The organism is Pseudomonas sp. B2M1-30, assembly GCF_025447575.1.
Taxonomy (GTDB): domain Bacteria; phylum Pseudomonadota; class Gammaproteobacteria; order Pseudomonadales; family Pseudomonadaceae; genus Aquipseudomonas; species Aquipseudomonas botevensis.
In genome coordinates this window covers 148892-174454 of sequence record NZ_JAOEJT010000008.1, presented here as the reverse complement: position 1 = coordinate 174454, position 25563 = coordinate 148892, and the positions used below count along the sequence as shown (strand labels likewise).

General features: G+C 62.0%; 23 protein-coding genes and 1 pseudogene. 12 read left to right on the top strand and 12 right to left on the bottom strand.

Annotated elements, in window-relative coordinates:
- Nucleotides 1-35: 35 nt before the first annotated feature.
- The gene (locus tag N8H74_RS17450) at nucleotides 36-593 is read right to left on the bottom strand and encodes an NAD(P)H-dependent oxidoreductase (protein ID WP_262149080.1); all 558 of its coding nucleotides are present in this window, start codon (nucleotides 591-593) and stop codon (nucleotides 36-38) included.
- Between the two features lie 184 nt (nucleotides 594-777).
- On the opposite strand from N8H74_RS17450, the gene N8H74_RS17445 reads away from it, so the two are divergent.
- Nucleotides 778-1014 (top strand): hypothetical protein, encoded by a 237-nt coding sequence (locus N8H74_RS17445; protein ID WP_217833673.1) that lies wholly within the window; start codon nucleotides 778-780, stop codon nucleotides 1012-1014.
- An 86-nt stretch (nucleotides 1015-1100) separates the two neighbouring features.
- On the top strand, nucleotides 1101-1994 hold the full coding sequence (locus N8H74_RS17440) for a LysR substrate-binding domain-containing protein (RefSeq protein ID WP_262149077.1): 894 nt from the start codon (nucleotides 1101-1103) through the stop codon (nucleotides 1992-1994).
- Here N8H74_RS17440 and N8H74_RS17435 read toward each other — a convergent pair.
- The 5 genes from N8H74_RS17435 to N8H74_RS17415 form a co-directional block, all read right to left on the bottom strand.
- Entirely contained in the window at nucleotides 1960-2574 is a 615-nt protein-coding gene (locus tag N8H74_RS17435) for a GNAT family N-acetyltransferase (protein ID WP_217833671.1), read from the bottom strand. The two genes, N8H74_RS17440 and N8H74_RS17435, sit on opposite strands and share 35 nt — an antisense overlap.
- 14 nt (nucleotides 2575-2588) lie before the next feature.
- Nucleotides 2589-4844 (bottom strand): Orn/Lys/Arg decarboxylase N-terminal domain-containing protein, encoded by a 2256-nt coding sequence (locus tag N8H74_RS17430; protein WP_217833670.1) that lies wholly within the window; start codon nucleotides 4842-4844, stop codon nucleotides 2589-2591.
- A 205-nt stretch (nucleotides 4845-5049) separates the two neighbouring features.
- Entirely contained in the window at nucleotides 5050-5799 is a 750-nt protein-coding gene (gene dnaQ / locus N8H74_RS17425) for a DNA polymerase III subunit epsilon (protein ID WP_217833669.1), read from the bottom strand.
- 66 nt (nucleotides 5800-5865) lie between these two features.
- Nucleotides 5866-6327: a ribonuclease HI gene (rnhA, locus tag N8H74_RS17420; protein ID WP_039770807.1), complete on the bottom strand. Its 462-nt coding sequence runs from the start codon at nucleotides 6325-6327 to the stop codon at nucleotides 5866-5868.
- 93 nt (nucleotides 6328-6420) lie between these two features.
- Complete coding sequence (locus tag N8H74_RS17415) at nucleotides 6421-7179, bottom strand: class I SAM-dependent methyltransferase (RefSeq protein ID WP_262149073.1); 759 nt, start codon at nucleotides 7177-7179, stop codon at nucleotides 6421-6423.
- 65 nt (nucleotides 7180-7244) lie between these two features.
- On the opposite strand from N8H74_RS17415, the gene gloB reads away from it, so the two are divergent.
- The 8 genes from gloB (at nucleotide 7245) to fabI (ending at nucleotide 17948) form a co-directional block, all read left to right on the top strand.
- The gene (gene gloB / locus N8H74_RS17410; protein ID WP_262149071.1) at nucleotides 7245-8012 is read left to right on the top strand and encodes a hydroxyacylglutathione hydrolase; all 768 of its coding nucleotides are present in this window, start codon (nucleotides 7245-7247) and stop codon (nucleotides 8010-8012) included.
- 99 nt (nucleotides 8013-8111) lie between these two features.
- Nucleotides 8112-9575: a transglycosylase SLT domain-containing protein gene (locus N8H74_RS17405; RefSeq protein ID WP_262149069.1), complete on the top strand. Its 1464-nt coding sequence runs from the start codon at nucleotides 8112-8114 to the stop codon at nucleotides 9573-9575.
- A gap of 177 nt (nucleotides 9576-9752) precedes the next feature.
- Entirely contained in the window at nucleotides 9753-11585 is a 1833-nt protein-coding gene (locus N8H74_RS17400) for an extracellular solute-binding protein (protein ID WP_262149068.1), read from the top strand.
- Nucleotides 11582-13423, top strand: a complete 1842-nt coding sequence (locus N8H74_RS17395) for an extracellular solute-binding protein (protein ID WP_262149067.1) — start codon at nucleotides 11582-11584, stop codon at nucleotides 13421-13423. Before N8H74_RS17400 ends, N8H74_RS17395 begins: the two co-directional genes overlap by 4 nt.
- 4 nt (nucleotides 13424-13427) lie before the next feature.
- Entirely contained in the window at nucleotides 13428-14501 is a 1074-nt protein-coding gene (locus N8H74_RS17390; RefSeq protein ID WP_217833663.1) for a microcin C ABC transporter permease YejB, read from the top strand.
- Nucleotide 14502: 1 nt separating this feature from the next.
- Nucleotides 14503-15522, top strand: coding sequence for an ABC transporter permease (locus tag N8H74_RS17385; RefSeq protein WP_217833662.1), 1020 nt, complete (start codon nucleotides 14503-14505; stop codon nucleotides 15520-15522).
- Between the two features lies 1 nt (nucleotide 15523).
- A complete protein-coding gene (locus N8H74_RS17380) occupies nucleotides 15524-17134 on the top strand; it encodes an ABC transporter ATP-binding protein (protein ID WP_262149064.1) in 1611 nt (536 codons plus the stop codon).
- A 19-nt stretch (nucleotides 17135-17153) separates the two neighbouring features.
- A complete protein-coding gene (fabI, locus tag N8H74_RS17375) occupies nucleotides 17154-17948 on the top strand; it encodes an enoyl-ACP reductase FabI (RefSeq protein ID WP_217833660.1) in 795 nt (264 codons plus the stop codon).
- A 44-nt stretch (nucleotides 17949-17992) separates the two neighbouring features.
- Here fabI and N8H74_RS17370 read toward each other — a convergent pair whose 3' ends face one another.
- The gene (locus tag N8H74_RS17370) at nucleotides 17993-18856 is read right to left on the bottom strand and encodes a LysR family transcriptional regulator (RefSeq protein ID WP_262149062.1); all 864 of its coding nucleotides are present in this window, start codon (nucleotides 18854-18856) and stop codon (nucleotides 17993-17995) included.
- A gap of 113 nt (nucleotides 18857-18969) precedes the next feature.
- Between N8H74_RS17370 and N8H74_RS17365 the strand changes: the two genes are divergently transcribed.
- Nucleotides 18970-19395, top strand: coding sequence for a VOC family protein (locus N8H74_RS17365; protein ID WP_262149060.1), 426 nt, complete (start codon nucleotides 18970-18972; stop codon nucleotides 19393-19395).
- 99 nt (nucleotides 19396-19494) lie between these two features.
- Here the strand turns inward: N8H74_RS17365 and N8H74_RS17360 are convergent, their stop codons facing one another.
- The 5 genes and pseudogenes from N8H74_RS17360 to N8H74_RS17340 all read right to left on the bottom strand — a co-directional run bounded on the left by N8H74_RS17360 (nucleotide 19495) and on the right by N8H74_RS17340 (nucleotide 24290).
- Entirely contained in the window at nucleotides 19495-20460 is a 966-nt protein-coding gene (locus tag N8H74_RS17360; protein WP_262149058.1) for a sensor domain-containing diguanylate cyclase, read from the bottom strand.
- A 75-nt stretch (nucleotides 20461-20535) separates the two neighbouring features.
- On the bottom strand, nucleotides 20536-21114 hold the full coding sequence (locus N8H74_RS17355) for a hypothetical protein (RefSeq protein WP_262149056.1): 579 nt from the start codon (nucleotides 21112-21114) through the stop codon (nucleotides 20536-20538).
- Between the two features lies 1 nt (nucleotide 21115).
- Entirely contained in the window at nucleotides 21116-23278 is a 2163-nt protein-coding gene (locus N8H74_RS17350; protein ID WP_262149054.1) for a xanthine dehydrogenase family protein molybdopterin-binding subunit, read from the bottom strand.
- 22 nt (nucleotides 23279-23300) lie between these two features.
- Nucleotides 23301-23756 carry a (2Fe-2S)-binding protein gene (locus tag N8H74_RS17345; protein ID WP_007956954.1) on the bottom strand — a complete coding sequence of 152 codons (456 nt, stop codon included), beginning with the start codon at nucleotides 23754-23756 and terminating at the stop codon, nucleotides 23301-23303.
- Nucleotides 23757-23896: 140 nt separating this feature from the next.
- Nucleotides 23897-24290: pseudogene (locus N8H74_RS17340) on the bottom strand (GFA family protein).
- Between the two features lie 106 nt (nucleotides 24291-24396).
- Here N8H74_RS17340 and N8H74_RS17335 point away from each other — a divergent pair.
- Complete coding sequence (locus N8H74_RS17335) at nucleotides 24397-25548, top strand: GGDEF domain-containing protein (protein ID WP_262149050.1); 1152 nt, start codon at nucleotides 24397-24399, stop codon at nucleotides 25546-25548.
- Nucleotides 25549-25563: the final 15 nt, after the last annotated feature.

The window sequence follows — 25563 nt, the reverse complement described above, 5'->3', positions numbered from 1 at the left end:
TCGCCCGCTCCCACAATGTCCGGGGCGTCAGTGCCTCACTTTTTGTGCTGCTCCACCCACTGCCCATAGGCATTGATGAAGCTTTGCAGGAACGGCTTCACCGACTCGTTCAACTTGCCGGCCTCGTCGAACGCAGTCCCGGCGCCGCCCAGGTAGGCTTCCGGCTGCTGCATGCACGGCACGTTGAGAAATACGAAGGACTGGCGCAGATGCTGGTTGGCACCGAAGCCACCAATGGCGCCGGGAGAAACGCTGATGACCGCCCCCGGCTTGCCACCCCAGACACTTTTGCCGTAAGGCCGGGAGCCGACATCGATGGCGTTTTTCAACGGCGCGGGCACCGAGCGGTTGTATTCGGGGGTCACAAACAGCACCGCGTCGGATGAACCCACCCGCTGACGGAAAGTACTGTAGGCTGCGGGCGGTGAATCGCCGTCGATGTCTTCGTTATAAAGGGGCAGATCGCCAATTTCGACGATTTCAAGCTTGAGATTGGCCGGCGCCAGCTCCGCCAGGGCCAGGGCGACTTTGCGATTGATCGATGCTTTACGCAGGCTGCCGACCACTACTGCGACGTTATAGACGTTGCTCATTGGAAGACTCTCGACTGTCCGTGGGAGGAGCCTGTAGTTATAGATGATCCATCGACGATTCCACCAGTTGACTAAGGATTTTCCTGCGTCCCGAATATTTTTTTCCTGTAGGAAAACTTACCGAGCCTGATGACGGTCTACCAAGCCGCAAATCAAGCGTTTTATCTCCAGAGGTTCTAAGCAGATGGCAGCAGTACTCGTCGGTCAGTTCCATGCAAGAGATGCGGAAGGCCGCGTTTATTCCGTGCATGAGTTCCAGGAATCCAACCCGTCGGCGGACGGTCTCGGCGGCATGGAGCCTGTCACCACCTACAAACTGGCGATTGGCGACCGCGTCAATAAAATCGATGAGAACGAGTTCCTGCTGGTTCAATCGGGCATCACGCTGATTCGCGAACCCGAGCCGTCCATCGCTTCATAACGCGTTGTTATGAGCAGCAGTCTTGGACGCAGAGTTGGGGTAGGATTCAGCCACTGACCCCAACTGCCCGGACATGGACTCCACGCATGCGTTTACGTCATATCGAAGTGATTCAGGCGCTTTTGCAGACCGGCCATGTGGGGACCGCCGCCGAATGGTTGCAGTTACCGGTGGCCGAGGTCGAAGAGCGCTTGCGCGAAGCCGAGAGTCAGTTGGGGTTCATGCTGTTCGCCAGCGTTCGCGGACGCCTCCAGGCGACTCAGGAAGCGCGGGCCTTGCAGGGCGAAATCGCTCACGTCTATGAAGCGCTGGAGCCGGTGCAACGGCTCGCCAGCAGTCTCAGGCAATACCTCGCCCCGCCCTTGCGCATCATCGGCACCCCGCCGCTGGCGCAACAACTGTTGCCGCAAAGCCTCGCCACCCTGCGCCGACGTCTGCCCGACGCGCCTTGCACGTTGCTCAGCGAGCCGACCCGACTGATCGTTCGCAGCCTGTTGCTGCGCGAATGCGATCTGGGCCTGAGCCTGCATGATCCCGAACACCCGGATATCGATTGCCAGGTGCTGGCCCAGGGCAAGCTGCAACTGCTCGCCCCCCACGGCTGGCTGCAACCGAAGCAGAAGTACATTTCCCTGCAGGATCTGGCCGGCCAGGCCATGGTCGGCCTCGAAGGGCAGGATCCGCTGAGTCCGGCGCTGGAACACAAACTCCAGGCCCTGCGCCCGGCCCCCAGTATCCAGACCCGGGTGCAGACCCAGCAGATGATGCGCGGCATGGTCGAGGCCGGCGAAGGACTGGCCATCGTCGACCCGTTCACCGCCCTTGGCGCCCGCGCCGCCGGACTCGATGTGTGCCCGCTGTCGCCGGCCGTGCCGATCAGTCTCTACGCACTCACCTGCAAACACGCCACGCCTTCTACCGCCATTCAGACCCTGCTCGGCATCGTCAAGGAACAAGCCGAGGCGATGCTGGCGAACTGATCGGGTTTTCCAGCGGATTATCGAACAGGCGATACCAGAACAGTGCAACTTCAGCGGTGTTCGGGTCGATCCCGCGATAGCGCAAGTGGTCGATGCCACCGATCACATAGCCGCAACGCTCATACAGCCGACAGGCGCCGAGGTTGTTGTTCTGGGTTTCCAGCATGATCCCCGGCAGTTTCTTCTTGCGGCTCCAGAACTGCGCCACATCGAGCAGCGCCTTGGCCACGCCATGACGCCGTGCCGGAGCGTGTACCGCCAGCTCATCGATGTGGGCGAATCCGTTCCAGTTGGTGCTGATGACCAGATGGCCGACCGGCTGGTCGTCGAGCCACGCCATGAAAATCGCGCTGTCGGCGGCATCGCGGAAACTGCTGAACTCTTCGGGATCGATGCCATAGCACTTGCGGTACGGCACGATGGGCGTCACCGGCCAGCGCTCCACGGCCTGACCGATTTGCGCCGCCCCGTAAGCGCTGACTTCGAAACTGAAATCGCTGCTCCAGATATAGGCGGCAAAACCGTCATCGGCGACCCGCACCGACAATCCTGGATACTTCGGTGTGATGACCGGTTGCATAGTGGATAAATTCCTCATTCCTTGACGCAATCGACGGTGTACTGCCGTCCATTGCCCTCGTCTTCGTGTTGCAGTCCATGCACATCGACCACGAATCCCGGGAAGCTTGCATCGAAGGTGCGGGCAAACTTCAGGTAGTCGATGATCGAGCGAGTCGATTCGGTAAAGCGTTCACCGGGCATGATCAGCGGAATTCCCGGCGGGTACGGCACCAGCATCACGGCAGCCACCCGCCCTTCCAACTGATCGATCGGCACCGCCTCGACTTCGCCGCGCACCAGTTGGTCATAGGCATGGGCCGGCTTCATGGCGATTTCCGGCATGACGGTGTACATGCGCTTGAGGTGTTTGGCCGTGGCATTGCTGCGATAGCAGGCGTGCAACTGATCGCACAGATCGCGCAGGCCCATGCCGCGATAACGCGCGGTATCCTGCTGGGCGACACAGGGCAGGCAACTGGCGAGACTGACGTTGGCGTCGTAGCTGCGCTTGAACTCCAGCAACTCGGTAAGCAAGGTGCTCCATTTGCCTTTGGTGATGCCCATGGAGAACAGCACCAGGAACGAATACAACCCGGTTTTTTCCACCACCAGTCCACGCTCCCAGAGAAACTTGCTGACCACCGCCGCCGGAATGCCTTTGTCGCTCAATGCGCCACCCGCACTCAGGCCCGGCATCACCAGCGTGACCTTGATCGGATCGAGCAGCACGTAGTCGTCGCTGACGTCACCGAAACCGTGCCAGTCCGCGTCGGGTTGCAGTAACCAGTCTTCGGTCAGCACCCGCTCGATCCCCTCCACGCCCGGCGGCTGCCAGATCGAAAACCACCAGTCATCGGCGGCGATGTGCTGGCGCAGGTTGGCCAGCGCCCGGCGAAAGCTCAGGGCTTCATCGAAGGTTTCCTGCAACAGCGAGCGTCCGGCCGGCCCTTCCATCATCGCCGAGGCCACATCCAGCGAGGCGATGATGCTGTATTGCGGCGAAGTCGAGATATGCATCATGAACGCTTCGTTGAAACGGTCGCGATCCAGTTGCCGCGCCCCACCGTCCTGCACATGAATCATCGACGCCTGGCTGAACGCCGCCAACAGCTTGTGGGTGGAATGAGTGGTGAACACCAGCGGACTGTCGTCACTGCGCGACGTCGCCATGCCGTAACGTCCGGCAAAGAATTCGTGGAACGCCGCGTAGGCGTACCAGGCTTCGTCGAAGTGCAGGACCTCGACGCTGTTGCCCAGGCTCTGCTTGATCAGTTCGGCGTTGTAACAGAGGCCGTCGTAGGTGGAGTTGGTGACCACCGCCAGTTTGACCTTCGGCTCGCGGCCCTTGGTCAACGGGCTGGCGTCGATCTTGGCCTGGATCGATTCACGGCTGAATTCGCTCAGGGGAATCGGACCGATGATCCCCAGCTCATTGCGCTCCGGGCACAGGTACAGCGGGATCGCGCCGGTCATGATGATCGCGTGCAACACCGATTTGTGGCAGTTGCGATCCACCAGCACCAGATCATCGCGCCCGACCATGGAATGCCAGACGATCTTGTTGGCGGTCGACGTGCCATTGATCACGAAAAAGGTGTGATCGGCGCCGAAATTGCGCGCCGCCCGCGCTTCAGCCTCGGCCAGCGGCCCGGTGTGATCGAGCAGCGAACCGAGTTCCGGCACCGAGACCGACAAGTCCGAGCGCAGGGTGTTTTCCCCGAAAAACTGATGGAACGCCTGCCCCACCGGACTCTTGTGATAAGCCACGCCGCCACCGTGACCGGGGGTGTGCCAGGAATAGTTGGAATCGGCGGTGTGTTGCACCAAAGCCTTGAAGAACGGCGGCAGCAAGCCGTCCAGGTACTTGCGCGCCGCCCGCGCCACTTGCCGGGCGAGAAACGGCACGGTGTCTTCGAACAGGTAGAGAATCCCGCGCAACTGGTTGAGCTCGGCCATGGCATCGGCCGGGGCGTTTTCCAGAGTGACTTGTTCGCCCAGGGCGAAGATCGGCAGATCCGGCGCCCTGACCCGGGCCAGCCCGATCAGTTCGGCCATGTTCTGTAACAAATGCGAGTGGGCGCTGGCGTCTTCGGCGGCGATCAGCATGCACGCCAGACCATGATGGGTCGACGCGACCAGGCGGCCTTCGGTGTAGTCCGTGGCCGACACGATGCTGAAACCTTCGAGCTCCAGTTCCCGGGCGATTCCGCGTATGCGGTCACCGGCAACCGTGTCGGCCTTGATGTCGCGGTGGACGATCAACACCGGAAACTTCAAATCTTTGTACATGGGGCTCAGGGTCCTGAGGCGGCGGATCGTGATCTGCCAATGTCCTCAGGGTAGAGGGTCGGAGCGAATGTGGCGAGGGTGGCACGTTGCAGTCACGCCATTGTCAGTTCCGCCAAAAGCAAAAAAATCGCAGCCTCCGTCAGCGCCCGCATCGGGATGTATGAACATCCTCAAGGGGCTGACGGAGGCTGCGATCGTTCGAGGCTCAGGCCTGAGCTTCGGCTTCCAGCAACTGGGTCCACAACGCCGGTGCGCCGGCCGACTTGGCGATGATTTCCAGACGCGTCACATGCTGCGCCAGTTCGTCCTCGGTGGCGCGGATGATACGACCCGGCTGGCGTTCGGCCGACAGGCGACGGATTTCCGTGGAGGCCGCACCCCCGCCCTCCGCGCCGTCGGAAGCGTTGCCGGCCAGCGACAGACTGGTCTGGCCACCGGTCATGGTCAGGTAGACGTCGGCAAGAATCTCCGAGTCGAGCAACGCGCCGTGCAGCTCACGGCCGGAGTTGTCGACGCCGTAGCGTTTGCACAATGCATCGAGGCTGTTGCGCTGCCCAGGGTGACGTTCCCGGGCCATCATCAGGGTGTCGAGGATCGAGCAGTGCTGCGTGATATCCGCGCGCTCGTGCTGGCCCATCAGGGCGAATTCGTTGTTGATGAAGCCAACGTCGAACGCCGCGTTATGGATGATCAGTTGCGCGCCGTTGATGAACTCGAAGAATTCCTCAGCCACTTCAGCGAAACGTGGCTTGCCGACGAGGAATTCGTTAGTGATGCCGTGAACACCGATCGCACCCTCGTCACTCTCGCGATCCGGTTGCAGGTAAACGTGAAAATGCCGGCCCGTCAGGCGCCGGCCGATCAGCTCGACACAACCGATTTCGATAATCCGGTGGCCGTCGGTCACCGGCATGCCGGTGGTTTCGGTATCGAGTACAACGGATCTGGTGGCCATCAGTGTTCAGCTCTCAACGGGGTCTATCGTGCAAAAGCGGCGATGGTATCACGCTCGCCGGGGGTATCAGTCCTGCTTGTAGCCACGCACTTCATCCACGCCACGGTTGGCCAACTGGTCGGCCCGCTCGTTGCCGTGATGGCCGATGTGGCCGCGAACCCATTTCCAGGTAACTTTGTGGCGGTTGACCTGCTCGTCCAGCTCTTTCCACAGGTCGGCGTTCTTTACCGGTTCCTTGGCAGCGGTTTTCCAGCCGCGCTTCTTCCAGTTGGCCATCCACTCGTTGATGCCTTTCATCACGTATTGCGAGTCGGTCACCAGCAGCACTTCGCAGGGCCGCTTGAGAGCCTCCAGGCCCCGGATCGCACCGAGCAGCTCCATGCGGTTGTTGGTGGTGTTGGCTTCGCCGCCCCACAACTCTTTTTCGACGCCCTTGCAGACCAGCAAGGCGCCCCAGCCGCCGGGGCCGGGATTGCCCTTGCAGGCGCCGTCGGTGAACAGTTCTACGCTATCGACGCTTTCGCTCATGCCACTCTATCCAGAAAAAATGCGTTGCCCTGCCGATCATGGATCGGCAATGGCCGAGGCCGGGGCGAACCCGGCCGGGAATATAAAGAAGGTTTACGGTTCGATGCGGCGGCGGTTGACCTTGGCCATCGGCAGCGGAATCAGCTTGCCCATCGGCTCACGACGTTCCTGACGCACCGGACGCAGGCCCACCACGATCTTGCGCGCCACCAATAAATAGAAGCCGCCGCCGGCCACTTGCCAGGCACCGGCCCTGCGCTCCCAGCCGGCCAGTCGGGCCTGCCACTTGGGTGACGCGAGCGGCGGACGATAGCACCCGAAGCGGCGTTTCTCCAGCGCGAAGCCCAGCAGGCTGAGCCAGTCAGCCACCCGCGACGGTGAAATGCAACGCGCCTGGCGCAGCGCATCGTGGGCGAACACATGGCGCAGGCCCCAGGTGCTCCAGGGATTGATGCCGATAATCAGCAAATGCCCGCCGGGTCGCACGCTGCTGGCCGCTTCACGCAGCAGGCCGTGGGGCGACAGGGAAAAATCCAGGCCGTGCTGCAACACCACCACGTCGGCGGCATGCTCGCTCAATGGCCAGGCCTGCTCTTCGCAGACGATCTCGACGCCGGGCAACGGCGCCCCCAGACGCACATTGCGCTGAACCTGGGGGGCGGACGGCGGGTTTTCCGCAGACGGCCCGTAATGCACCAGGTAGCCACCGAAGAAGCGCCCCAGCTCGTCTTCGAGCATGCGCCGCTCTTCATCCAGCAGAAATTGCCCGAGCGGGCCGGCCAGCCACTCTCGGGCCGCGCCGATCAACGCGAGCCAGTCAGGATCGGCCTGAGCGAATGCTTTATCGGTCATGTCATTCTCCAACGCGCCAGGAACCTCTAAGATGCGCCAATGTTTCCCGCTTGGCGAACCCGAAGATGATACAGATCAGTGCCCTGCCCGCCTTCACCGACAACTACATCTGGTTGTTACAGGATCACTCCAACCAGCGCTGCGCGGTGGTCGATCCGGGCGATGCCGCGCCGGTGCAGGCCTGGCTTGGCGCGCATCCGGGCTGGGTGCTGAGCGACATTCTGATCACTCACCATCACCATGACCACGTCGGCGGCGTCGAGACGCTGAAAAAAACCACCGGCGCCACGGTTTACGGGCCGGCCAGCGAGAATATCCCGGCCCGGGATGTTGCCCTCAAGGATACCGACAAGATCCGCGTGCTCGGCTGGGACTTCGATGTGTATGCCGTGCCCGGCCACACCCTGGGGCACATCGCCTACTACCACCACGGCCTGCTGTTCTGCGGTGATACGCTGTTCGCGGCCGGTTGCGGACGCCTGTTCGAAGGCACGCCGGAGCAAATGCACCATTCGCTGAGTCGCCTGGCCGCGCTGCCCGAAGACACGCTCGTCTACTGCACCCACGAATACACCCTGAGCAATCTGAAATTCGCCGCAGCCGTCGAACCCGGCAACCCGGACATTGCCGCCCGTCTGGAAAAAGTCAGCCAGCAACGGCAAAACGGGGTCATGACCCTGCCCTCGACCCTGGCCCTGGAAAAGCTCACCAACCCCTTTTTGCGCACCACTGAAACATTAGTTACACAAAAAGTGGACGAACGGAATGGCGCTCAAAACCGGGTGCCGAGCGAGGTTTTTGCGGCTCTGCGGGCATGGAAAGATAAATTCTGAGGGGCTCACCGGTTGGTACAAAAATTCTGAATGGTTGACCGATAGGGGTGCGCTTTCTAGAATCGCCCGACATTTTTGCCCGGAACTTACTTCCAGCCAATGTCGTCATCCATACGTAAGTCCGTCAATTCAGATGCATTGACCCGCCTGGCACAAGCCATCGCGGTGGCTGTGTCCGCCACACTGGCGGGCTGTTCCAGCCATGCTCCGCAGACTGAAGCGACCCATACGCCGAACATTGCTGCGCGAGCCAAGCAGAAGCCGATCTGGCTGAGCGAAAAGCCGAGCCCGCAAGTGCCCCAGGATATCTGGGAGCGTATGCGCGGGGGCTTCCAGCTGCAGGAAGGCCTGGGCGTGAACCCGCGCATCGAGCAACAGCGCCTGTGGTTCGCCAGTAACCCCTCTTTCCTCGAGAACGCCGGCGAACGCGGCAGTCTCTACATTCATTACATCGTCGAACGCCTCGAAGAACGCAACATGCCGCTGGAACTGGCGCTGTTGCCGGTGATTGAAAGTGCCTACAACCCGATGGCCTACTCCCGCGCCGACGCGGTGGGCCTCTGGCAGTTCATCCCCTCCACCGGGCGTTATTACAACCTGCGTCAGACCCGCTTCTACGATGGCCGCCGCGACATCACCGCGTCGACCACAGCGGCCATGGATTACCTGACCCGCCTGCATGACATGTTCAACGGTGACTGGCTGCTGGCCCTGGCTGCGTACAATGCCGGCGAAGGCACGGTCAGCCGCGCCATCGAGCGCAACGAGCGTCTCGGCCTGCCGACCGACTACTGGAACCTGCCGCTGCCGGCGGAAACCCAGGCCTACGTGCCGAAGCTGCTGGCCCTGTCGCAAGTGGTCATGGCGCCGGAAGCCTACGGCGTGAACCTCAACCCGATCGCCAACGAACCGTACTTCCAGGTCGTCGAAATCAACCAGCGCATGGACCTGTCCAAGGTCGCCGCCGTGGCCAACATCGACGAAGACGAACTGTTCCAGCTCAACCCGGCGTTCAAGCAGCGCACCACCGTCGACGGCCCGCAGCATCTGCTGGTGCCGACATCCAAGGCCCAACTGCTGACCGCCAGCCTGCAGACCATGCGGCCTGAAGAACTGATCAGCCCTCGCTCGCTGAAACCGGTGTTCGAAGGGGCCGACAGCACCGAAGTCGCGCAACTCAAGCGCGCCTATCGGGTCAAGCGCGGCGACAACCTCGGCTCCATCGCCAAGGCCAACAAGGTCGAGGTCAAGGACCTGCAACGCTGGAACAAGCTGAACGGCAAAAATCTCAAGGTCGGCCAGACCCTGGTGATGCAGGACAACACCAAGCGCAGCCCTGCTCGCAGCAATGGCCGGATCAACACCGTGGTCGCGGCCAACAGCAAGACCAAGGGCAAAGCCGACAGCAAGCAGCAGACCCAATACAAGGTTCAGCAGGGCGACTCGCTGTATATGGTTGCCAAACGTTTCAACGTCGAGATGCAGCATCTCAAGCGCTGGAATCCGGGTGCGGGCAAAGCATTGAAGCCGGGGCAGATGCTTACGGTTTATCAGCCGCACTGATAGAACAGCCTCTGAATTTCAGGGGCTTTTTTTCGTCTGGTGTCTGGCCTGGTGGCGGTGGTGAGCATCAGCCCCAGCCCTCCCGATTAACCCCACATTAACCCCCGTCTTTTTCCTGTCCATACAAGCTGTTACTGTACGGCCCACAAAGCCCAAGCCGCCTGGATCGGATCTGACTTGAAGCGCCCCCTCCTCCTGCTCCTGATCAGCCTGGCCTTGAGCTCCTCCGCAAGCGCGACGATCACCGAAAGTCACGGTTATGCGCAATTCGGCACGCTCAAGTACCCGGCCAGATTTACCCACTTCGACTGGGTCAACCCGCAAGCGCCCAAGGGCGGCACCTTACGGGTCATGGCGTTTGGCACCTTCGATACGCTCAATCCGTACACCTTCAAGGGCACCAGCCCCGTCACCACCGCAAACTTCCTGCAATACGGCATCAACGAGCTGAACGAGCCGCTGATGGTTGGCACCGGTCAGTATTCGCCGTCCGGGGATGAGCCGGCCTCCAGCTATGGCCTGATCGCACAATCGGTGGAGTACAGCGAAGATCGCAGCTGGGTCGTGTTCAATCTGCGCCCGGAAGCGCGCTTCCATGACGGCACGCCGATCACCGCCTATGACGTGGCGTTTTCCTATCGCCTGCTGCTCAAGGAAGGTCATCCGCTGTATCGCACCGCCCTGCAGGAAGTGTTGCGGGTCGACATCCTCAACCCGCAGCGCATTCGTTTCGTGATGAAGCGCTCCGGCAACCCGCTGCTGATCCTGCGCCTCGGCGAATTGCCGGTGCTGCCGCAACACTACTGGAAAGGCCGGGACTTCAAGGCCACCACGTTCGAGCCGCCCCTGGGCAGCGGGCCGTATCGCATCACCTCGGTGACTCCGGGGCGCCAACTGGTGTTCGAACGGGTCAAGGATTACTGGGGCAAGGATCTGCCGGTCAATCGCGGCAAGTACAATTTCGATCGCATGGAGGTCGAGTTCTATCGCGACAGCGACGTGGCGTTCGAAGCGTTCAAGGCCGGTGAGTTCGACATCTACATCGAACACCAGGCGAAGAACTGGGCCAACGGCTACAACTTTCCGGCAGTGCGCCGAGGCGATGTGATCAAGGCGCAGATTCCGCACCAGATCCCGACCCAGAGCCAGGGCCTGTTCATGAACACCCGGCGGCCGACCTTCTCGGAGGTCAAGGTGCGCGAAGCCCTGGGCCTGATGTTCGACTTCGAGTGGACCAACCGCGCGCTGTTCAGCGACGCCTACCGGCGCAGCACCAGCTACTACCCGAACAGCGAATTCACCGCCAGCGGCCTGCCGGTCGGTCACGAGTGGCTGATGCTCAAGCCGTACAAGGATCAACTGCCGGCGCGGCTGTTCACCGAACCGTTCAGCCTGCCGCAGACCGACGGGCGCGGCATCCCCCGGGAAACCATGCGCAAGGCCCTGGCGCTGCTGGCCGAGGCTGGCTGGAAGCTCAACGGCCAGCGCCTGCAGAACGCCGCAGGCCAGCCGCTGAGCTTCGAGTTGCTGCTGGTCAACCCGAACCTGGAACGCATCCTTCATCCCTACATCGAAAACCTCAACAGCATCGGCATCGACGCGCGCCTGCGCACGGTGGATCGCGCCCAGTACAAACAACGCCTGGATCAGTTCGATTTCGACATGATCCTGATGACCCTGAACCAGACCCTCAGCCCGGGCCTGGAGCAATGGCAGTATTTCCACTCCAGTCAGGTCGGGATCAAGGGCAGCAAGAATTACGCGGGCATCGCCAACCCGGTGGTCGACCATCTGCTCGAACAGTTGCTCGCCGCCCGCACCCGCGACGAACAGGTCGCCGCCGGCAAGGCCCTCGACCGCGTGCTGCTGTGGCAGCACTACAGCATTCCCAACTGGTATCTCAATTATCACCGTCTGGCGTACCGCAACCGGTTCGCCTTCGTCACCACGCCGCCCTACACCCTGGGTTTGAGCGCGTGGTGGCTGAAATCTTCGGAGAAGGATCAATGAAGCCTTTGCGTGCCCTGCTCGTGCAGGCCGGCGGCTTGCTGTTCGCCGGGCTGGCCTGCGCCGCCCCGCAACACGCCGTGACCCTGTACAACGAGCCGCCGAAATACCCGGCCGACTTCAAGCAATTCGATTACGTGAACCCCAAGGCGCCCAAGGGCGGCATTTTCCGCCAGGCCGGGTTCGGCGGCTTCGACAGCCTCAACCCCTTCATCAGCAAGGGCGTACCGGCGGATGACGTCGGGCAGATCTACGACACCCTGACCAAACACAGCCTCGACGAACCGTTCACCGAATACGGCCTGGTCGCCGCCCAGATCGAGAAGGCCCCGGACAACAGTTGGGTGCGCTTCTACCTGCGTCCCGAAGCGCGCTTCCACGATGGCCACCCGATGCGTGCCGAAGACGTGGTATTCAGCTTCCAGACCCTGACCAAGGAAGGCTCACCGCTGTTTCGCGGTTACTACAGCGACGTTGAGGAAGTGATCGCCGAAGATCCACTCAAAGTCCTCTTCAAGTTCAAGCACACCAATAACCGCGAGTTGCCGCTGATTCTCGGCCAGTTGCCGGTGCTGCCGAAACACTGGTGGGCCAGCCGCGATTTCACCAAGGGCAATCTGGAAATCCCGCTGGGCAGCGGCCCGTACCGCGTCACCCAGGTGAAGGCCGGGCGCTCGGTGCGCTACGAGCGGGTCAAGGACTATTGGGGCAAGGACCTGCCGGTCAATCGCGGTTTCTACAACTTCGACGTGATGACCACCGATTATTACCGCGACAACACCGTGGCGCTGGAAGCCTTGAAGGCCGGGCAGTTCGACTACTGGCTGGAAATGACCGCGAAGAACTGGGCCAACGCCTACAACGTCCCGGCGGTCACCGAGGGCCGGTTGATCAAGGAATTGATCCCCAACGGCAATCCCACCGGCATGCAGGGTTTCGTCTACAACCTGCGTCGCCCGATATTCCAGGATGTGCGGGTGCGTCAGGCGCTGAGCCTGCTGTTCGACTTCGAATGGACCAACAAACAGCTGTTCAACAGCGCCTACGCGCGCACCCGCAGCTACTTCGAAAACTCGGAAATGGCCGCCACCGGCCTGCCGGACGCCGATCAACTGGCGATCCTCGATCCTTTTCGCAGCAAGCTGCCGGCCCAGGTGTTCAGCGAAGCCTTCGAAAGCCCCAAGACCGATGCCAGCGGCATGATCCGCACCCAGCAACGCGAGGCCTATCAACTGCTGCAAGAAGCCGGCTGGAAGATCGTCGACGACAAGATGGTCGATGCCAGCGGCAAACCGGTGGTCATCGAATTCCTGCTGGCGCAGACCGATTTCGAACGGGTGCTGCTGCCGTTCAAGCGCAACCTCAGCGATCTGGGGATCGATCTGATGATCCGCCGCGTCGATGTCTCGCAGTACGTCAACCGCGTGCGCTCGCGGGACTTCGACATGATCGTCGGCAGCTTCTCGCAATCCAACTCGCCGGGGAACGAGCAGCGTGAGTTCTGGATGAGCGCCGCCGCCGACAAGCCCAGCAGCCGCAACACCATGGGCCTGAAGGATCCGGTGGTGGACCAACTGGTCGAGCAACTGATCAATGCCGACTCGCGCAAAAGCCTGGTGGCCCACGCCCGGGCGCTGGACCGTGTGCTGCAATGGGGCTACTACGTGATCCCCAACTGGCACATCAAGACCTGGCGCGTGGCCTACTGGAACCACATCGGCCACCCGAAAGTCTCTCCCCGGTACGACATCGGCATTAATACCTGGTGGGTCAAACCCGATACGAAACCTGCGGTAGAAGTCGAAACCCAACTGCAAGCCGAACCTGTGGGCACGGAGTAATCAGATGCTGGCGTACATTTTTCGACGACTGTTGCTGATTATCCCGACCCTGTTCGGCATTCTGCTGATCAACTTCGTGATCATCCAGGCCGCGCCCGGCGGGCCGGTGGAGCAGATGATCGCCAAACTCGAAGGCTTCGAGGGCGCCACCAGCCGCATCGCCGGCGGCGGTGCCGAAGTGTCGGTGGCCGGTTCCGCCTATCGCGGTGCGCAAGGCCTGGACCCGGCGCTGATCAAGGAAATCGAACACATGTACGGGTTCGACAAGTCGGCCCCGGAACGCCTGTGGATCATGGTCAAGAACTACGCCCGACTGGACTTCGGCGACAGCTTCTTCCGCGACGCCAAGGTCATCGACCTGATCAAGGAAAAGATGCCGGTGTCGATCTCCCTCGGGCTGTGGAGCACCCTGATCATGTACCTGGTGTCGATCCCGCTGGGGATCGCCAAGGCCACTCGTCACGGCAGTCATTTCGACGTCTGGACCAGTTCGGCGATCATCATCGGTTACGCGATCCCGGCCTTCCTGTTCGCCATCCTGCTGATCGTGGTGTTTGCCGGCGGCAGCTATCTGGACTGGTTCCCGCTACGCGGCCTGACCTCGAACAACTTTGACGAGTTGAGCCTGGGTGGCAAGGTCCTCGATTACTTCTGGCACCTGGCGCTGCCGGTGACGGCGCTGGTGATCGGCAACTTCGCGACCATGACCCTGCTGACCAAGAACAGCTTTCTCGATGAAATCAACAAGCAGTACGTGGTGACCGCCAAGGCCAAGGGCCTGACGCGCAACCGCGTGCTCTACGGTCATGTGTTCCGCAATGCCATGCTGTTGGTGATTGCCGGGTTCCCGTCGGCGTTCATCGGCATCTTCTTCACCGGTTCGTTGCTGGTGGAAGTGATTTTCTCCCTCGACGGCCTCGGCCTGATGAGTTTCGAAGCGGCGATCAACCGCGATTACCCGGTGGTGTTCGGCACCCTGTTCATCTTCACCCTGCTGGGGCTGGTGGTGAAACTGATCGGCGACCTCACCTATACCCTGGTCGATCCGCGCATCGACTTCGAAAGCCGGGAGCATTGAGATGAACCTGTCCCCTCTCAACCGCCGACGCTTCGAACTGTTCAAGGCCAACAAGCGTGGCTGGTGGTCGCTGTGGCTGTTTCTGCTGCTGTTCGGCCTGAGCCTCGGCGCCGAGCTGATCGCCAACGACAAACCGCTGGTGGTGCATTACGACAACCACTGGTATTTCCCGGCGATCAAACGCTACCCGGAAACCACCTTCGGCGGCGAATTCCCGCTGGAGGCCAACTACAAGAGCCCGTACATCCGCGAACTGCTCAAGGCCAAGGACGCGTGGGTGCTGTGGGCACCGATCCCGTTCAGCTACCAGAGCATCAACTACGACCTGAAAGTCCCGGCCCCCGCGCCACCCTCGGCGGACAACCTGCTGGGTACTGACGATCAGGGCCGCGACGTACTGGCGCGGGTGATCTACGGGTTCCGGATTTCGGTGCTGTTCGCCCTGACATTGACCGTGCTGAGTTCGATCATCGGCGTGATCGCCGGGGCCTTGCAGGGTTTCTATGGCGGCTGGGTCGATCTGGCCGGCCAGCGTTTCCTGGAGATCTGGTCGGGCCTGCCGGTGCTGTACCTGCTGATCATTCTCGCCAGTTTCGTGCAGCCCAACTTCTGGTGGCTGCTGGGGATCATGCTGCTGTTTTCCTGGATGAGCCTGGTGGACGTGGTGCGCGCCGAGTTCCTGCGCGGGCGCAACCTCGAATACGTGCGCGCGGCGCGGGCGCTGGGGATGCAGAACGGGGCGATCATGTTTCGCCACATCCTGCCGAACGCCATGGTCTCGACCATGACCTTCATGCCTTTCATCCTGACCGGCGCCATCGGCACCCTCACCGCGCTGGACTTCCTCGGTTTCGGCTTGCCGGCCGGCAGTCCGTCGCTGGGTGAGCTGGTGGCCCAGGGCAAATCCAACCTGCAAGCCCCGTGGCTGGGCATGAGCGCGTTCGCCGTGCTGGCCCTGATGCTCAGCCTTTTGGTGTTCATCGGCGAATCCGCCCGCGATGCCTTCGACCCGAGGAAGTGAAATGAATCAGGACAATCTGATCGAAGTCCGCGACCTGGCCGTCGAATTCGGCACGGGCGAGCGCTCGCACCGGGTGGTCGAAGGCATCAGCTTCGATATCAAGCGTGGCGAAACCCTGGCCCTGGTCGGCGAGAGCGGTTCGGGCAAGTCGGTGACGGCACACTCGATCCTGCGCCTGCTGCCCTACCCGCTGGCCCGACATCCGGCCGGCAGCATCAATTACGCCGGGCAAAACCTGCTGGAACTGAAGGAAAAAACCATCCGCCACATCCGGGGCAACCGGATCGCGATGATCTTTCAGGAGCCGATGACCTCGCTCAATCCGCTGCACTCGATCGAGAAGCAGATCAACGAGGTGCTGGGCATCCACAAGGGCCTGACCGGCAAAGTCGCGACCAAACGCACCCTGGAACTGCTGGAGATGGTCGGCATCCCCGAGCCGCACAAGCGCCTCAAGGCCCTGCCCCACGAGCTGTCCGGCGGCCAGCGCCAGCGGGTGATGATCGCCATGGCCCTGGCCAACGAGCCGGAACTGCTGATCGCCGACGAACCGACCACCGCGCTGGACGTGACCGTTCAGCTGAAAATCCTCGATCTGCTCAAAGAATTGCAGGCCCGCCTGGGCATGGCGCTGTTACTGATCAGTCACGATTTGAACCTCGTGCGAAGAATTGCGCATCGCGTATGTGTCATGCAGCGCGGTTGCATCGTCGAACAGGCATCGTGCGAAGAACTGTTCCGTTCGCCGCAGCATCCGTACACTCGGGAACTGCTGGCGGCGGAGCCCAGCGGAGGCCCGGCGAGCAATAAAATCGGTGCGCCGCTGTTGCAGGTCGAGGACTTGAAAGTCTGGTTTCCGATCAAGAAAGGCTTGTTCAAGCGCACGGTGGATCACGTCAAGGCAGTGGACGGCATCCATTTCAGCCTGCCGCAGGGTCAGACCCTGGGGATCGTGGGTGAAAGCGGTTCCGGCAAATCCACGCTGGGTCTGGCGATTTTGCGTTTGATCGGCAGCAAAGGCGTGATCCGTTTCGAGGGCAAGCAGCTAGACTGCCTGACGCAGAACGAGGTTCGCCCGTTGCGCCGGGAGATGCAGGTGGTGTTCCAGGATCCGTTCGGCAGCTTGAGCCCGCGGATGTGCGTGAACGACATCGTTGGTGAAGGCCTGCGGATCCACAGGATCGGCACAGAGGCAGAACAGGAGGCGGCGATTATCGCTGCGCTCAAGGAGGTAGGTCTGGATCCGGAAACCCGGCACCGCTACCCTCACGAATTTTCCGGTGGGCAACGGCAACGAATCGCCATTGCCCGGGCCCTGGTGCTCAAACCGGCGCTGATCCTGCTGGACGAGCCGACTTCGGCGCTCGACCGGACGGTGCAGCGGCAAGTGGTGGAGCTGTTGCGTTCACTGCAAGCCAAGTACAACCTGACGTATTTGTTCATCAGCCATGACCTGGCTGTCGTCAAAGCGCTGAGCCACCAGTTGATGGTGGTCAAGCATGGCCAAGTGGTCGAACAGGGAGACGCGCAAGACATTTTTGCCGCCCCCCAACATCCGTATACACAGCAGTTGCTGGAAGCCGCTTTTCTGGCACCAGCCACTGCGCAATAACCTGAAAGAGGAGCAACACATGGGTTTTCTCGCCGGTAAGCGCGTACTGATCGTCGGTGTCGCCAGCAAGCTGTCCATCGCATCCGGCATCGCTGCCGCCATGCATCGCGAGGGCGCTGAGCTTGCCTTCACTTATCAGAACGACAAACTGAAAGGTCGTGTCGAAGAGTTCGCACAGGGCTGGGGTTCGAGCCCTGAGCTGTGCTTCCCGTGCGACGTGGCCAGTGATGAAGAAATCACCCAGGTCTTCGAAGCGCTGAGCAAGAAGTGGGACGGCCTGGACTGCATCGTTCACTCCGTTGGCTTCGCCCCGGGCGACCAACTGGACGGCGACTTCACCGAAGCCACCACCCGTGAAGGTTTCCGCATCTCCCACGACATCAGCGCCTACAGCTTCGTGGCCCTGGCCAAGGCCGGTCGCGAAATGATGAAAGGCCGCAACGGTAGCCTGCTGACCCTGTCGTACCTGGGCGCCGAGCGCACCATGCCGAACTACAACGTGATGGGCATGGCCAAGGCTTCGCTGGAAGCCGGCGTGCGTTACCTGGCCGGTTCCCTGGGCCCGGACGGCACCCGCGTCAACTGCGTATCGGCCGGCCCGATCCGTACCCTGGCAGCCTCGGGCATCAAGAACTTCCGCAAGATGCTGGCCGCCAACGAAGCGCAAACTCCGCTGCGCCGCAACGTCACCATCGAAGAAGTCGGCAACGCCGGCGCCTTCCTGTGCTCGGACCTGGCGTCGGGCATCAGCGGTGAAATCATGTACGTGGACGGCGGTTTCAACACCACCGCCATGGGCAGCATCGAAGAGTAATCTTCGGTCAGCCGATAAAAAAACCCGCCCAATGGCGGGTTTTTTCATGCCTGCGTTTCCAGGCACCGGGCAAACAACTGTTGAATCGGTTGAGAGCGCTGGCTGTAGCGCTGCAACAACACCATTTCGCGATAGAACGTCAGTTCCCCCAGTTCGATCACCCTCACCTTCAGCGGATGCTCAAGCCACAGCCCTGCTCTGGGCAACAGAGAAACCCCGAGCCCGCATTCGACCATCTTCACGATGGCTTCCAGTTCATCCAGTTCCAGCGCCACCCGCACGTCTATCCGCTGTTCGCGCAGAAACCGCGTCACCAGCCGGCCCCCGAACGAGTTGCGGTCGTAGCGCACGTGGGGCTGGTCGGCGAGCAGTTGCAGCGGATCGTCGCCTTCGACCGTCGGCGGCACGATCAGCACGAAAGGTTCGCGCCGGATCACCTGCGCCGACAACTCCTTGGGCAGTTCGAATGGCGGCTTGATCATGATCGCCAGATCGACTTCGCCGGCATCCACCTGGCTCAGCAGGTTCAACGACACCCCCGGCACCAGTTTCGGCTCAAGACCCGGCGCCTGCTGACGCAATCGCAACAAGGCCTGCGGCAGCAGCCCGGTCTGCGCGGTGGCGACGGCGCCGATTTTCAGTTCGCCGCGAAACTCGCTGACCTTTTCGCTGACCGCCATGCGCTGGAAGGTGGCCAGCATGTCCTGCGCCATCGGCACCGCGCGCTGCCCCGCCGGGTTGAGGATCGCCTGACGCCCGGTGCGATCAAACAGTCGCACGCCCAGCGCCTGTTCCAGATTGCGGATCTGCGCGCTGACGGCCGATTGGGTCAGCCCGATGTGCAAACCGGCGGCGGCAAAAGTGCCATGGCGCGCCACCGCGAGAAAGGTTTTGAGTTCACGCAGCATGCGTACCTCGATTGATCGAAATAATTTGATCTCGGCGCAAAAACTATCGTCTTTCCATCGAAAAGCACAGCGTTAGACTCTATGCACCTACTCCATTGATCGAGACTTACAGCATGCAGCTCAGCCCTTTCCATCTGGCCATTCCGGTGTACGACCTGGCCGCCGCACGGCATTTCTATCGGGAGGTGTTTGGTCTGGAGGAAGGCCGCTCCAGCGATCACTGGGTCGATTTCAATTTTTTCGGCCATCAACTGGTGATCCATCTCGCGCCGAAGAATGCCTCCCAGGAAGCCGCCCACACCAATGCCGTGGACGGCCACAACGTACCGGTGCCGCATTTCGGCGTGGTGCTGGGCATGGACGAATGGCAGGCGCTGGCCGAGCGCTTGCAGTCGCTGGGTACGCGGTTTGTGATCGAGCCGGGGATTCGTTTTCAGGGCCAGGTCGGCGAACAGGCAACGATGTTTCTGTTCGACCCGTGCGGCAATGCCCTGGAATTCAAGGCGTTCAAGGACATCGGGCAGTTGTTCGCCAAGTAGTGCGGGGGAACCTGTAAGGACGCCTTCGCGGGCAAGCCCGCTCCCACAAAAGCTGCACAGTCCAGTGTGGGAGCGGGCTTGCCCGCGAAGGGGCCGGGATTAACGCCGCTTCAGCGCCTGCTTGTGCGCATACATCGCGCCGTCGGCGTCCGCCAGCAGGCGTGCCACGCTGTCATGGCGCTGCGGGTCGTACTCGATCTGGCCGACGCTGAAGCGGATGTCATAACCGCGCTGCAGCGTGGCATTGCGCTCGTCGAGGATTTCCTTGAGCCGCGCCATGATCGCCGTGGTCTCCACATGGCTGGAGCCCGTGAGCAGTGCCACGAACTCATCGCCGCCCAGACGCCCGATCACATCACTTTCGCGAAACGCAACGCGCAATACATCGGCAAAGGTTTTCAGCGCGCTGTCACCTTCGGCATGCCCGAAGAGATCGTTGATCTGCTTGAAGTCGTTGAGGTCGAAAAACAGCAATGTCGCCGGCTTATCCAGCCGTGCGCAGGCGTCCAGGCCGTGCTGCGCCAGCGCCTTGAAGCCCCGGCGGTTGGACAGCAACGTCAGTTCGTCCATGCTCGCCATCTGCACAGCCATCAACTCCTGCTCGGCCATCCGCGCCAGATCGCGCAGCAATTCGCGCTCATCATCGTCGAGCTGACGGGGTTTGGTGTCGATCAGGCATAACGTGCCCAGCTTGCTGCCATCGGCGACCTGCAACGGGCAGCCGGCATAGAAACGGATACCCGGGTCGCCCGTCACCAACGGATTGTCGTGAAAGCGCTCATCCTGCGCCGCGTCGCTTATCTGCAGAATCTGATCGCCGAGGATCGCATGCCCGCAAAACGACACGTCACGCCCGGTTTCCGTGGCGTCGAGCCCCATACACGACTTGAACCACTGCCGCTCGGCATCCACCAGGCTGACCAGGGCGATCGGCACGTTGAACACCCGCCGCGCCAGACGGGTCAGGCGGTCGAAGCGCTCTTCGGGAACGGTATCGAGGACATTGAGCCCGTGCAGGGTCTTTACACGGGCGTGTTCATTGACGGGTTTTTCGGGCGCCAGCATCAGTCACTCCATTGAGGTATCTGTTCTTTAGAGTAGACCACGCCGGGTTCTACTCCTTCGCCGCGCCGCCGTCGGTCAGCTTCCGGCGACCGGACATGGCCCGCCGGCATCGGCCCAGAGCTTGAACTGGGTGACGAAGATGTCGTGCGGCACCGGCACCGGTTGCCGCCCCGCTCCGGGATTCCAGCCCCACAGCACCAGTTTGTCCTCGCTGACGTGCTTGATCAGCGCGGCGAAATCGCGATCGCCGTTGCTCGCACGATCCTTGATCATCGTGCACAGGCGATCCGCCGGCAGACCGATCCAGGCCATTTTGTGCGCGGCCGGCGGCAGGCTCCAGTGCGGCGCTCCGGGCGGCGCGTGGGGGCCGTAACTGGCCGGTGGATTGTTTTCGGCGTGGCAGGTGGCACAGGGCAAACCGGCGGCGCCCTTGCCGTCCATGCCCCGCACCACGTTCATCGCGTGGGGTATGCCGGCATCGAACTGCAACGGCGAGTCACCGGGAATGTGGCAGTTCTGGCAACGCGGGCTCTGGAACACTTTCTGTACCGTGTCGAAGGCTTTCAGGGCCTCCTGATCGTCGGCGAACAGATCCGAGGTGTAACCGCCGAGGCCGAGCAGAATCACCGTTCCCAACAGCAGATGACGTTTCATCTCACACCCCCGACAGTTGCAGCGGCAGTTCCCGCAGGCGCTGCCCGGTCAGGGCAAACACCGCGTTGGCCACCGCCGGCGCGGTGGGCGGCACACCGGCCTCGCCGATACCCCCGGGCTTGTCGCTGCTGGGCAGCAGATGCACCTCGACCAACGGCATCTCGTTCAGGCGCAACACTTGATAGTCGTGGTAATTGGACTGCTGAACCTGGCCGTTCCTGATCGTCAGTTTGCTGCGCAGGGCCATACCCAGGCCGAAGGTGATGCACGACTCCATCTGCGCGGCGATGCTCTGCGGATTGACCGCAATCCCGCAATCCACCGCGCACACCACCCGATGCACGCGGATCGCCAGATTGTCCTGGGACACCTCGGCCACCTGCGCCACATAACTGCCGAACGACTCATGCACCGCCACGCCGAGGGCGTGGCCATCGGGCAGCGGCGCTTTCCAGTTGGCTTTCTCCACCGCCAGGTTCAGTACGCCGAGGTGCCGTGGATGATCCTTGAGCAGGACTCGCCGGTACTCCACCGGGTCCTTGCCCGCCGCCGTCGCCAGCTCATCGATCAACGACTCCATGACAAACGCGGTGTGGGTATGCCCCACCGAACGCAGCCACAGCACGTTGATGCCGGTCTGTGGCGAATGCAGTTCGACTTGCTGGTGCGCCAGTCCCTTGATGTAAGGACTGTCCGCCACGCCTTCGACCGACGTCGGGTCGATGCCGTTCTTGACCATGGTGGCTTCGAGCAAGGTGCCGGTCATGATCGACTGCCCGACCAGCACATGCTGCCAGGCTTGCGGCATGCCATCGGCACCGAGTCCGATACGCGCCTGGTGCAGGAACATCGAGCGGTAATAACCGCCCCGGATATCATCCTCGCGCGCCCACACGGTTTTCACCGGCAGGGCGGCGGCTTTCGCCACTTGCACCGCTTCGGCGACAAAGTCCGAGGTCGGGTTGGCCCGACGACCAAAGCCACCGCCGAGAAATTCAGTGTGAATCTCTACCTGCTCCGGTTTGAGCCCGGTGATCTTGCCGGCGATCATCTGATCCAGTGTCTGGAACTGGGTGCCGGTCCAGATCTCGCATTTTTCCGCGCTGATTTTCACCGTGCAATTGAGCGGCTCCATCGGCGCATGGGCCAGGTACGGCACGCTGTACTCGACGTCGATTTTCTTCGCCGCTTTGCCGAAGTTGGCCTCGGCGTCCCCGGCCTGACTGGCGGAAGTCCCCGGCGTGGCCGCCAGTTTGCGAAAACTCTCCAGCAGCTTCTCACTGCTCAGGTCCGCGTGCGGCCCCTTGTCCCATTCGACCTTCAAGGCATCGCGCCCCAGTTTCGCCGCCCAATAATGCTCGGCGATCACCGCCACCCCGCTCGGCACCTGCACGACCTTGTGCACACCCGGCACCGCCAACGCCTCGGCGCCTTCGAAGGACTTGACCGTGGCGCCGAACACCGGCGCGCGGGCGACCATCGCCGTCATCAGGCCGTCGAATTGCACATCCATGCCGAATTTGGCGCGACCGGTGATTTTCTCCGGGGTGTCGAGGCGTCTGGTCGGTTTGCCGATGACCTTCCAGTCCTTGGCTTCCTTGAAAGTGATCGACTTCGGATCCGGCACCGGCAGTTGTCCGGCGGCGTCCGCCAGCTCGCCATAAGTCGCCTGTTTATCGCCAGCGATCACCACACCAGACTCGGTGCGAATCGCCGACGGCGCGACCTCGAAACGCTTGGCCGCCGCTTCGACCAGCATCTGCCGCGCGGTGGCACCGGCCAAGCGATAACGGTCGAACTCCATCCAGGTCGACGTCGAGCCGCCGGTGATCTGCATGCCGCCAAAGGCCGGCAGACCGTAATCGACAGCCGAGGCCGGCGCGTGTTCGACACGGATTTTTGACCAGTCGGCGTCCAGCTCTTCGGCGATCAGCATGGTCAGGCCGGTCCAGATGCCCTGGCCCATTTCCGAATGCCCCAGCAGCACGGTCACGCTGTTGTCGGCGGCGATGCGCAGGAACGCATTCGGTGCGAAGGCCTTGCCTTCGTTCTCCGCTGCACGGGCAAAGCGATGGCCGCCGGGGACGACGAACGCCACCACCAGACCGCCACCCAGCACGACGCTGCCCTTGAGAAAACCGCGACGGGATACAGGACTGTTCATGGCACATCTCCCCTCGCCCGGTTCAACCGATATCGGCGGCGCGTTTGACCGCCGCGCGGATTCTTGGATAGGTGCCGCAGCGGCAGATGTTGCCGGAGAGCGCCTGGTCGATATCGCTGTCGGTGGGCTTGGGGATTTTCGCCAGCAACGCGGCGGCAGACATGATCTGCCCGGACTGGCAGTAGCCGCATTGCACCACGTCCAGCTCGGCCCAGGCCTGTTGCACCGGGTGCGAGCCGTCACTGGACAGACCTTCGATGGTGAGGATTTTTTGCCCGTGGGCCACCGCCGTGGCCGGCGTGATACACGAGCGCAGCGGCGCGCCATCGACATGCACGGTGCAGGCACCGCACTGGGCCATGCCGCAACCGAACTTGGTGCCGGTCAGGTGCGCGACGTCGCGCAGAACCCAGAGCAACGGCATGTCCGCCGGGACATCGAGCTCCTGATCCTTACCGTTGATATTCAAGGTCAGCATCGGGGATTTCCTCAGACTCACGGTGTTCTGAAGGGGCGCCGCTGTGGTCTTTCACGACCTACGCGCGCCTCGGCTTATCCCATTGAGCTAAGCGCAATTTGCCTCGACGGCCAGCCGTCGCGACCGCCGGTCATGAGCGGCTACGGCTCGGAACGCCCGCTGCCTTCGCGATCGCCCTGATAATGCCTGGCCAGGGCAAACACCGGCAGCCACGACTCGCGCCGCACGACCCAGCTTTCGTAGGTCGGTTGCAGTTGATCGGGGGCATCGAGCGAGCCCAGGTTGATTTCGACCTCATCGCCGGTCCGGGCGAATACTGAAGATCCGCAGCGCGGACAGAAGAATCGTCCGGCGTAGTCACGGGTTTGGCCGCTGATGGTCACTGCTGTCTCGGGGGAAGATCGCCGAGGCATGAAACAGCGCGCCGTGATGCTTGCGGCAATCCAGGCAATGACACAGGCCAACCCGCCACGGCCGCCCCACGGCCTCGATCCGGACATCGCCGCACAGGCAACCGCCAGTGAATCGGTCCATTGCACACCTCCTCTGCCAATCACCACTGAGCGTTTGAAATTAGCAGGCAAATGGCCAACCGCTTACAATCGCGTCCCTTTTCCCCGATTAACAGGCCAGTCCGTTCATGGCGCTTGATCCTCCCACGATGCTGACCCTCTCGACCGCCCTCGCAGCGGCTGCCGCGCTGTACCTGGCCGTCGAGTGGCGCAGCATTCGTGAATCCTCGCTGCTGTTCTGGAGCGCAGGCTTCGCCACGATCACCGTGGGCTCGACCCTGGCCTTGCTGCGTGGCAGCGGTTTTCTGTTCATCGGCATCTGGTTCGCCAACGGTCTGCTGGTGCTCGCTCACTGGCTGTTTCTGCTGGGCGTGGCGCGTTTCACGCAACAGCGCCTGTCGCGCGTCTGGTATCTGATGTTCTGCGCCTGGCTGGCCCTGCTGTTGCTGCCGGACGATCCCTCGTGGTCGAAGATCATGCTGGTCGCCAACTCGCTGCTGGTGGCCCTGCCGACGCTCAAGGGCAGTTTTCTGCTGCGGCCCCATGGCAAGTCGCTGAGTATCGGGGCGGTGCAACTGCGCTATGTGCTGCTGGTCCATGGGCTGTTCTATGTCGCCAAGGCGACCACGGTGATCATTCCGGGCACGTTGATCGACCTGGCCGCGTTTCGTGGCGAGATCATCCAGATTTCCCTGGTCGAAGGCGCAATGGCGATCATGTTGATCGCGCTGTCGATGACCGGCACCGAACGTTATCGCCGGGAAAAACAGATTGCCCGACTGGCCGCGCGCGACCCGCTGACCGCCCTGTACAACCGCCGCGCCCTGGAAGTCCGGGCGCCACGGTTGCTGGATGACGTCTCCAGCACCCGACGCGGCGCCCTGCTGCTGATCGACATCGACAATTTCAAACTGATCAACGACCTCTACGGCCATACCGCTGGCGACCGTTTGCTCATCAGCCTGAGTGAAATGATCCGCGCCGTGTTGCCCGAAGGCGCGCTGGCGGCCAGACTCGGCGGTGACGAGTTTGTCATCCTGCTCGGCAACACCTCCAACGAACAGGTTGTCGAGCTGGGCGGCAGGCTGCGTGAACAATTTCACCAGAACGCCGCACAGACCTTCGTCACGCCCCAGGCGGTGACCCTGAGCATCGGCGCCACGCTGTTTACCCGGCCACCGGCCAACCTGACGGCATTGATCGAACAGGGCGACGCCGCGCTGTACGAATCCAAGCGCGGTGGACGTGACCGGATCCGCCTGATCGACCCCGCGTTTTAATCCGCCACTGGAGAT

Bases quoted from the DNA above. Each gene is read 5' to 3' on its own strand.
- N8H74_RS17450 (WP_262149080.1), bottom strand. From the start codon at position 593: ATGAGCAACGTCTATAACGTCGCAGTAGTGGTCGGCAGCCTGCGTAAA.
- N8H74_RS17445 (WP_217833673.1), top strand. From the start codon at position 778: ATGGCAGCAGTACTCGTCGGTCAGTTCCATGCAAGAGATGCGGAAGGC.
- N8H74_RS17440 (WP_262149077.1), top strand. From the start codon at position 1,101: ATGCGTTTACGTCATATCGAAGTGATTCAGGCGCTTTTGCAGACCGGC.
- N8H74_RS17435 (WP_217833671.1), bottom strand. From the start codon at position 2,574: ATGCAACCGGTCATCACACCGAAGTATCCAGGATTGTCGGTGCGGGTC.
- N8H74_RS17430 (WP_217833670.1), bottom strand. From the start codon at position 4,844: ATGTACAAAGATTTGAAGTTTCCGGTGTTGATCGTCCACCGCGACATC.
- dnaQ (WP_217833669.1), bottom strand. From the start codon at position 5,799: ATGGCCACCAGATCCGTTGTACTCGATACCGAAACCACCGGCATGCCG.
- rnhA (WP_039770807.1), bottom strand. From the start codon at position 6,327: ATGAGCGAAAGCGTCGATAGCGTAGAACTGTTCACCGACGGCGCCTGC.
- N8H74_RS17415 (WP_262149073.1), bottom strand. From the start codon at position 7,179: ATGACCGATAAAGCATTCGCTCAGGCCGATCCTGACTGGCTCGCGTTG.
- gloB (WP_262149071.1), top strand. From the start codon at position 7,245: ATGATACAGATCAGTGCCCTGCCCGCCTTCACCGACAACTACATCTGG.
- N8H74_RS17405 (WP_262149069.1), top strand. From the start codon at position 8,112: ATGTCGTCATCCATACGTAAGTCCGTCAATTCAGATGCATTGACCCGC.
- N8H74_RS17395 (WP_262149067.1), top strand. From the start codon at position 11,582: ATGAAGCCTTTGCGTGCCCTGCTCGTGCAGGCCGGCGGCTTGCTGTTC.
- N8H74_RS17390 (WP_217833663.1), top strand. From the start codon at position 13,428: ATGCTGGCGTACATTTTTCGACGACTGTTGCTGATTATCCCGACCCTG.
- N8H74_RS17385 (WP_217833662.1), top strand. From the start codon at position 14,503: ATGAACCTGTCCCCTCTCAACCGCCGACGCTTCGAACTGTTCAAGGCC.
- N8H74_RS17380 (WP_262149064.1), top strand. From the start codon at position 15,524: ATGAATCAGGACAATCTGATCGAAGTCCGCGACCTGGCCGTCGAATTC.
- fabI (WP_217833660.1), top strand. From the start codon at position 17,154: ATGGGTTTTCTCGCCGGTAAGCGCGTACTGATCGTCGGTGTCGCCAGC.
- N8H74_RS17370 (WP_262149062.1), bottom strand. From the start codon at position 18,856: ATGCTGCGTGAACTCAAAACCTTTCTCGCGGTGGCGCGCCATGGCACT.
- N8H74_RS17365 (WP_262149060.1), top strand. From the start codon at position 18,970: ATGCAGCTCAGCCCTTTCCATCTGGCCATTCCGGTGTACGACCTGGCC.
- N8H74_RS17360 (WP_262149058.1), bottom strand. From the start codon at position 20,460: ATGCTGGCGCCCGAAAAACCCGTCAATGAACACGCCCGTGTAAAGACC.
- N8H74_RS17355 (WP_262149056.1), bottom strand. From the start codon at position 21,114: ATGAAACGTCATCTGCTGTTGGGAACGGTGATTCTGCTCGGCCTCGGC.
- N8H74_RS17350 (WP_262149054.1), bottom strand. From the start codon at position 23,278: ATGAACAGTCCTGTATCCCGTCGCGGTTTTCTCAAGGGCAGCGTCGTG.
- N8H74_RS17345 (WP_007956954.1), bottom strand. From the start codon at position 23,756: ATGCTGACCTTGAATATCAACGGTAAGGATCAGGAGCTCGATGTCCCG.
- N8H74_RS17335 (WP_262149050.1), top strand. From the start codon at position 24,397: ATGGCGCTTGATCCTCCCACGATGCTGACCCTCTCGACCGCCCTCGCA.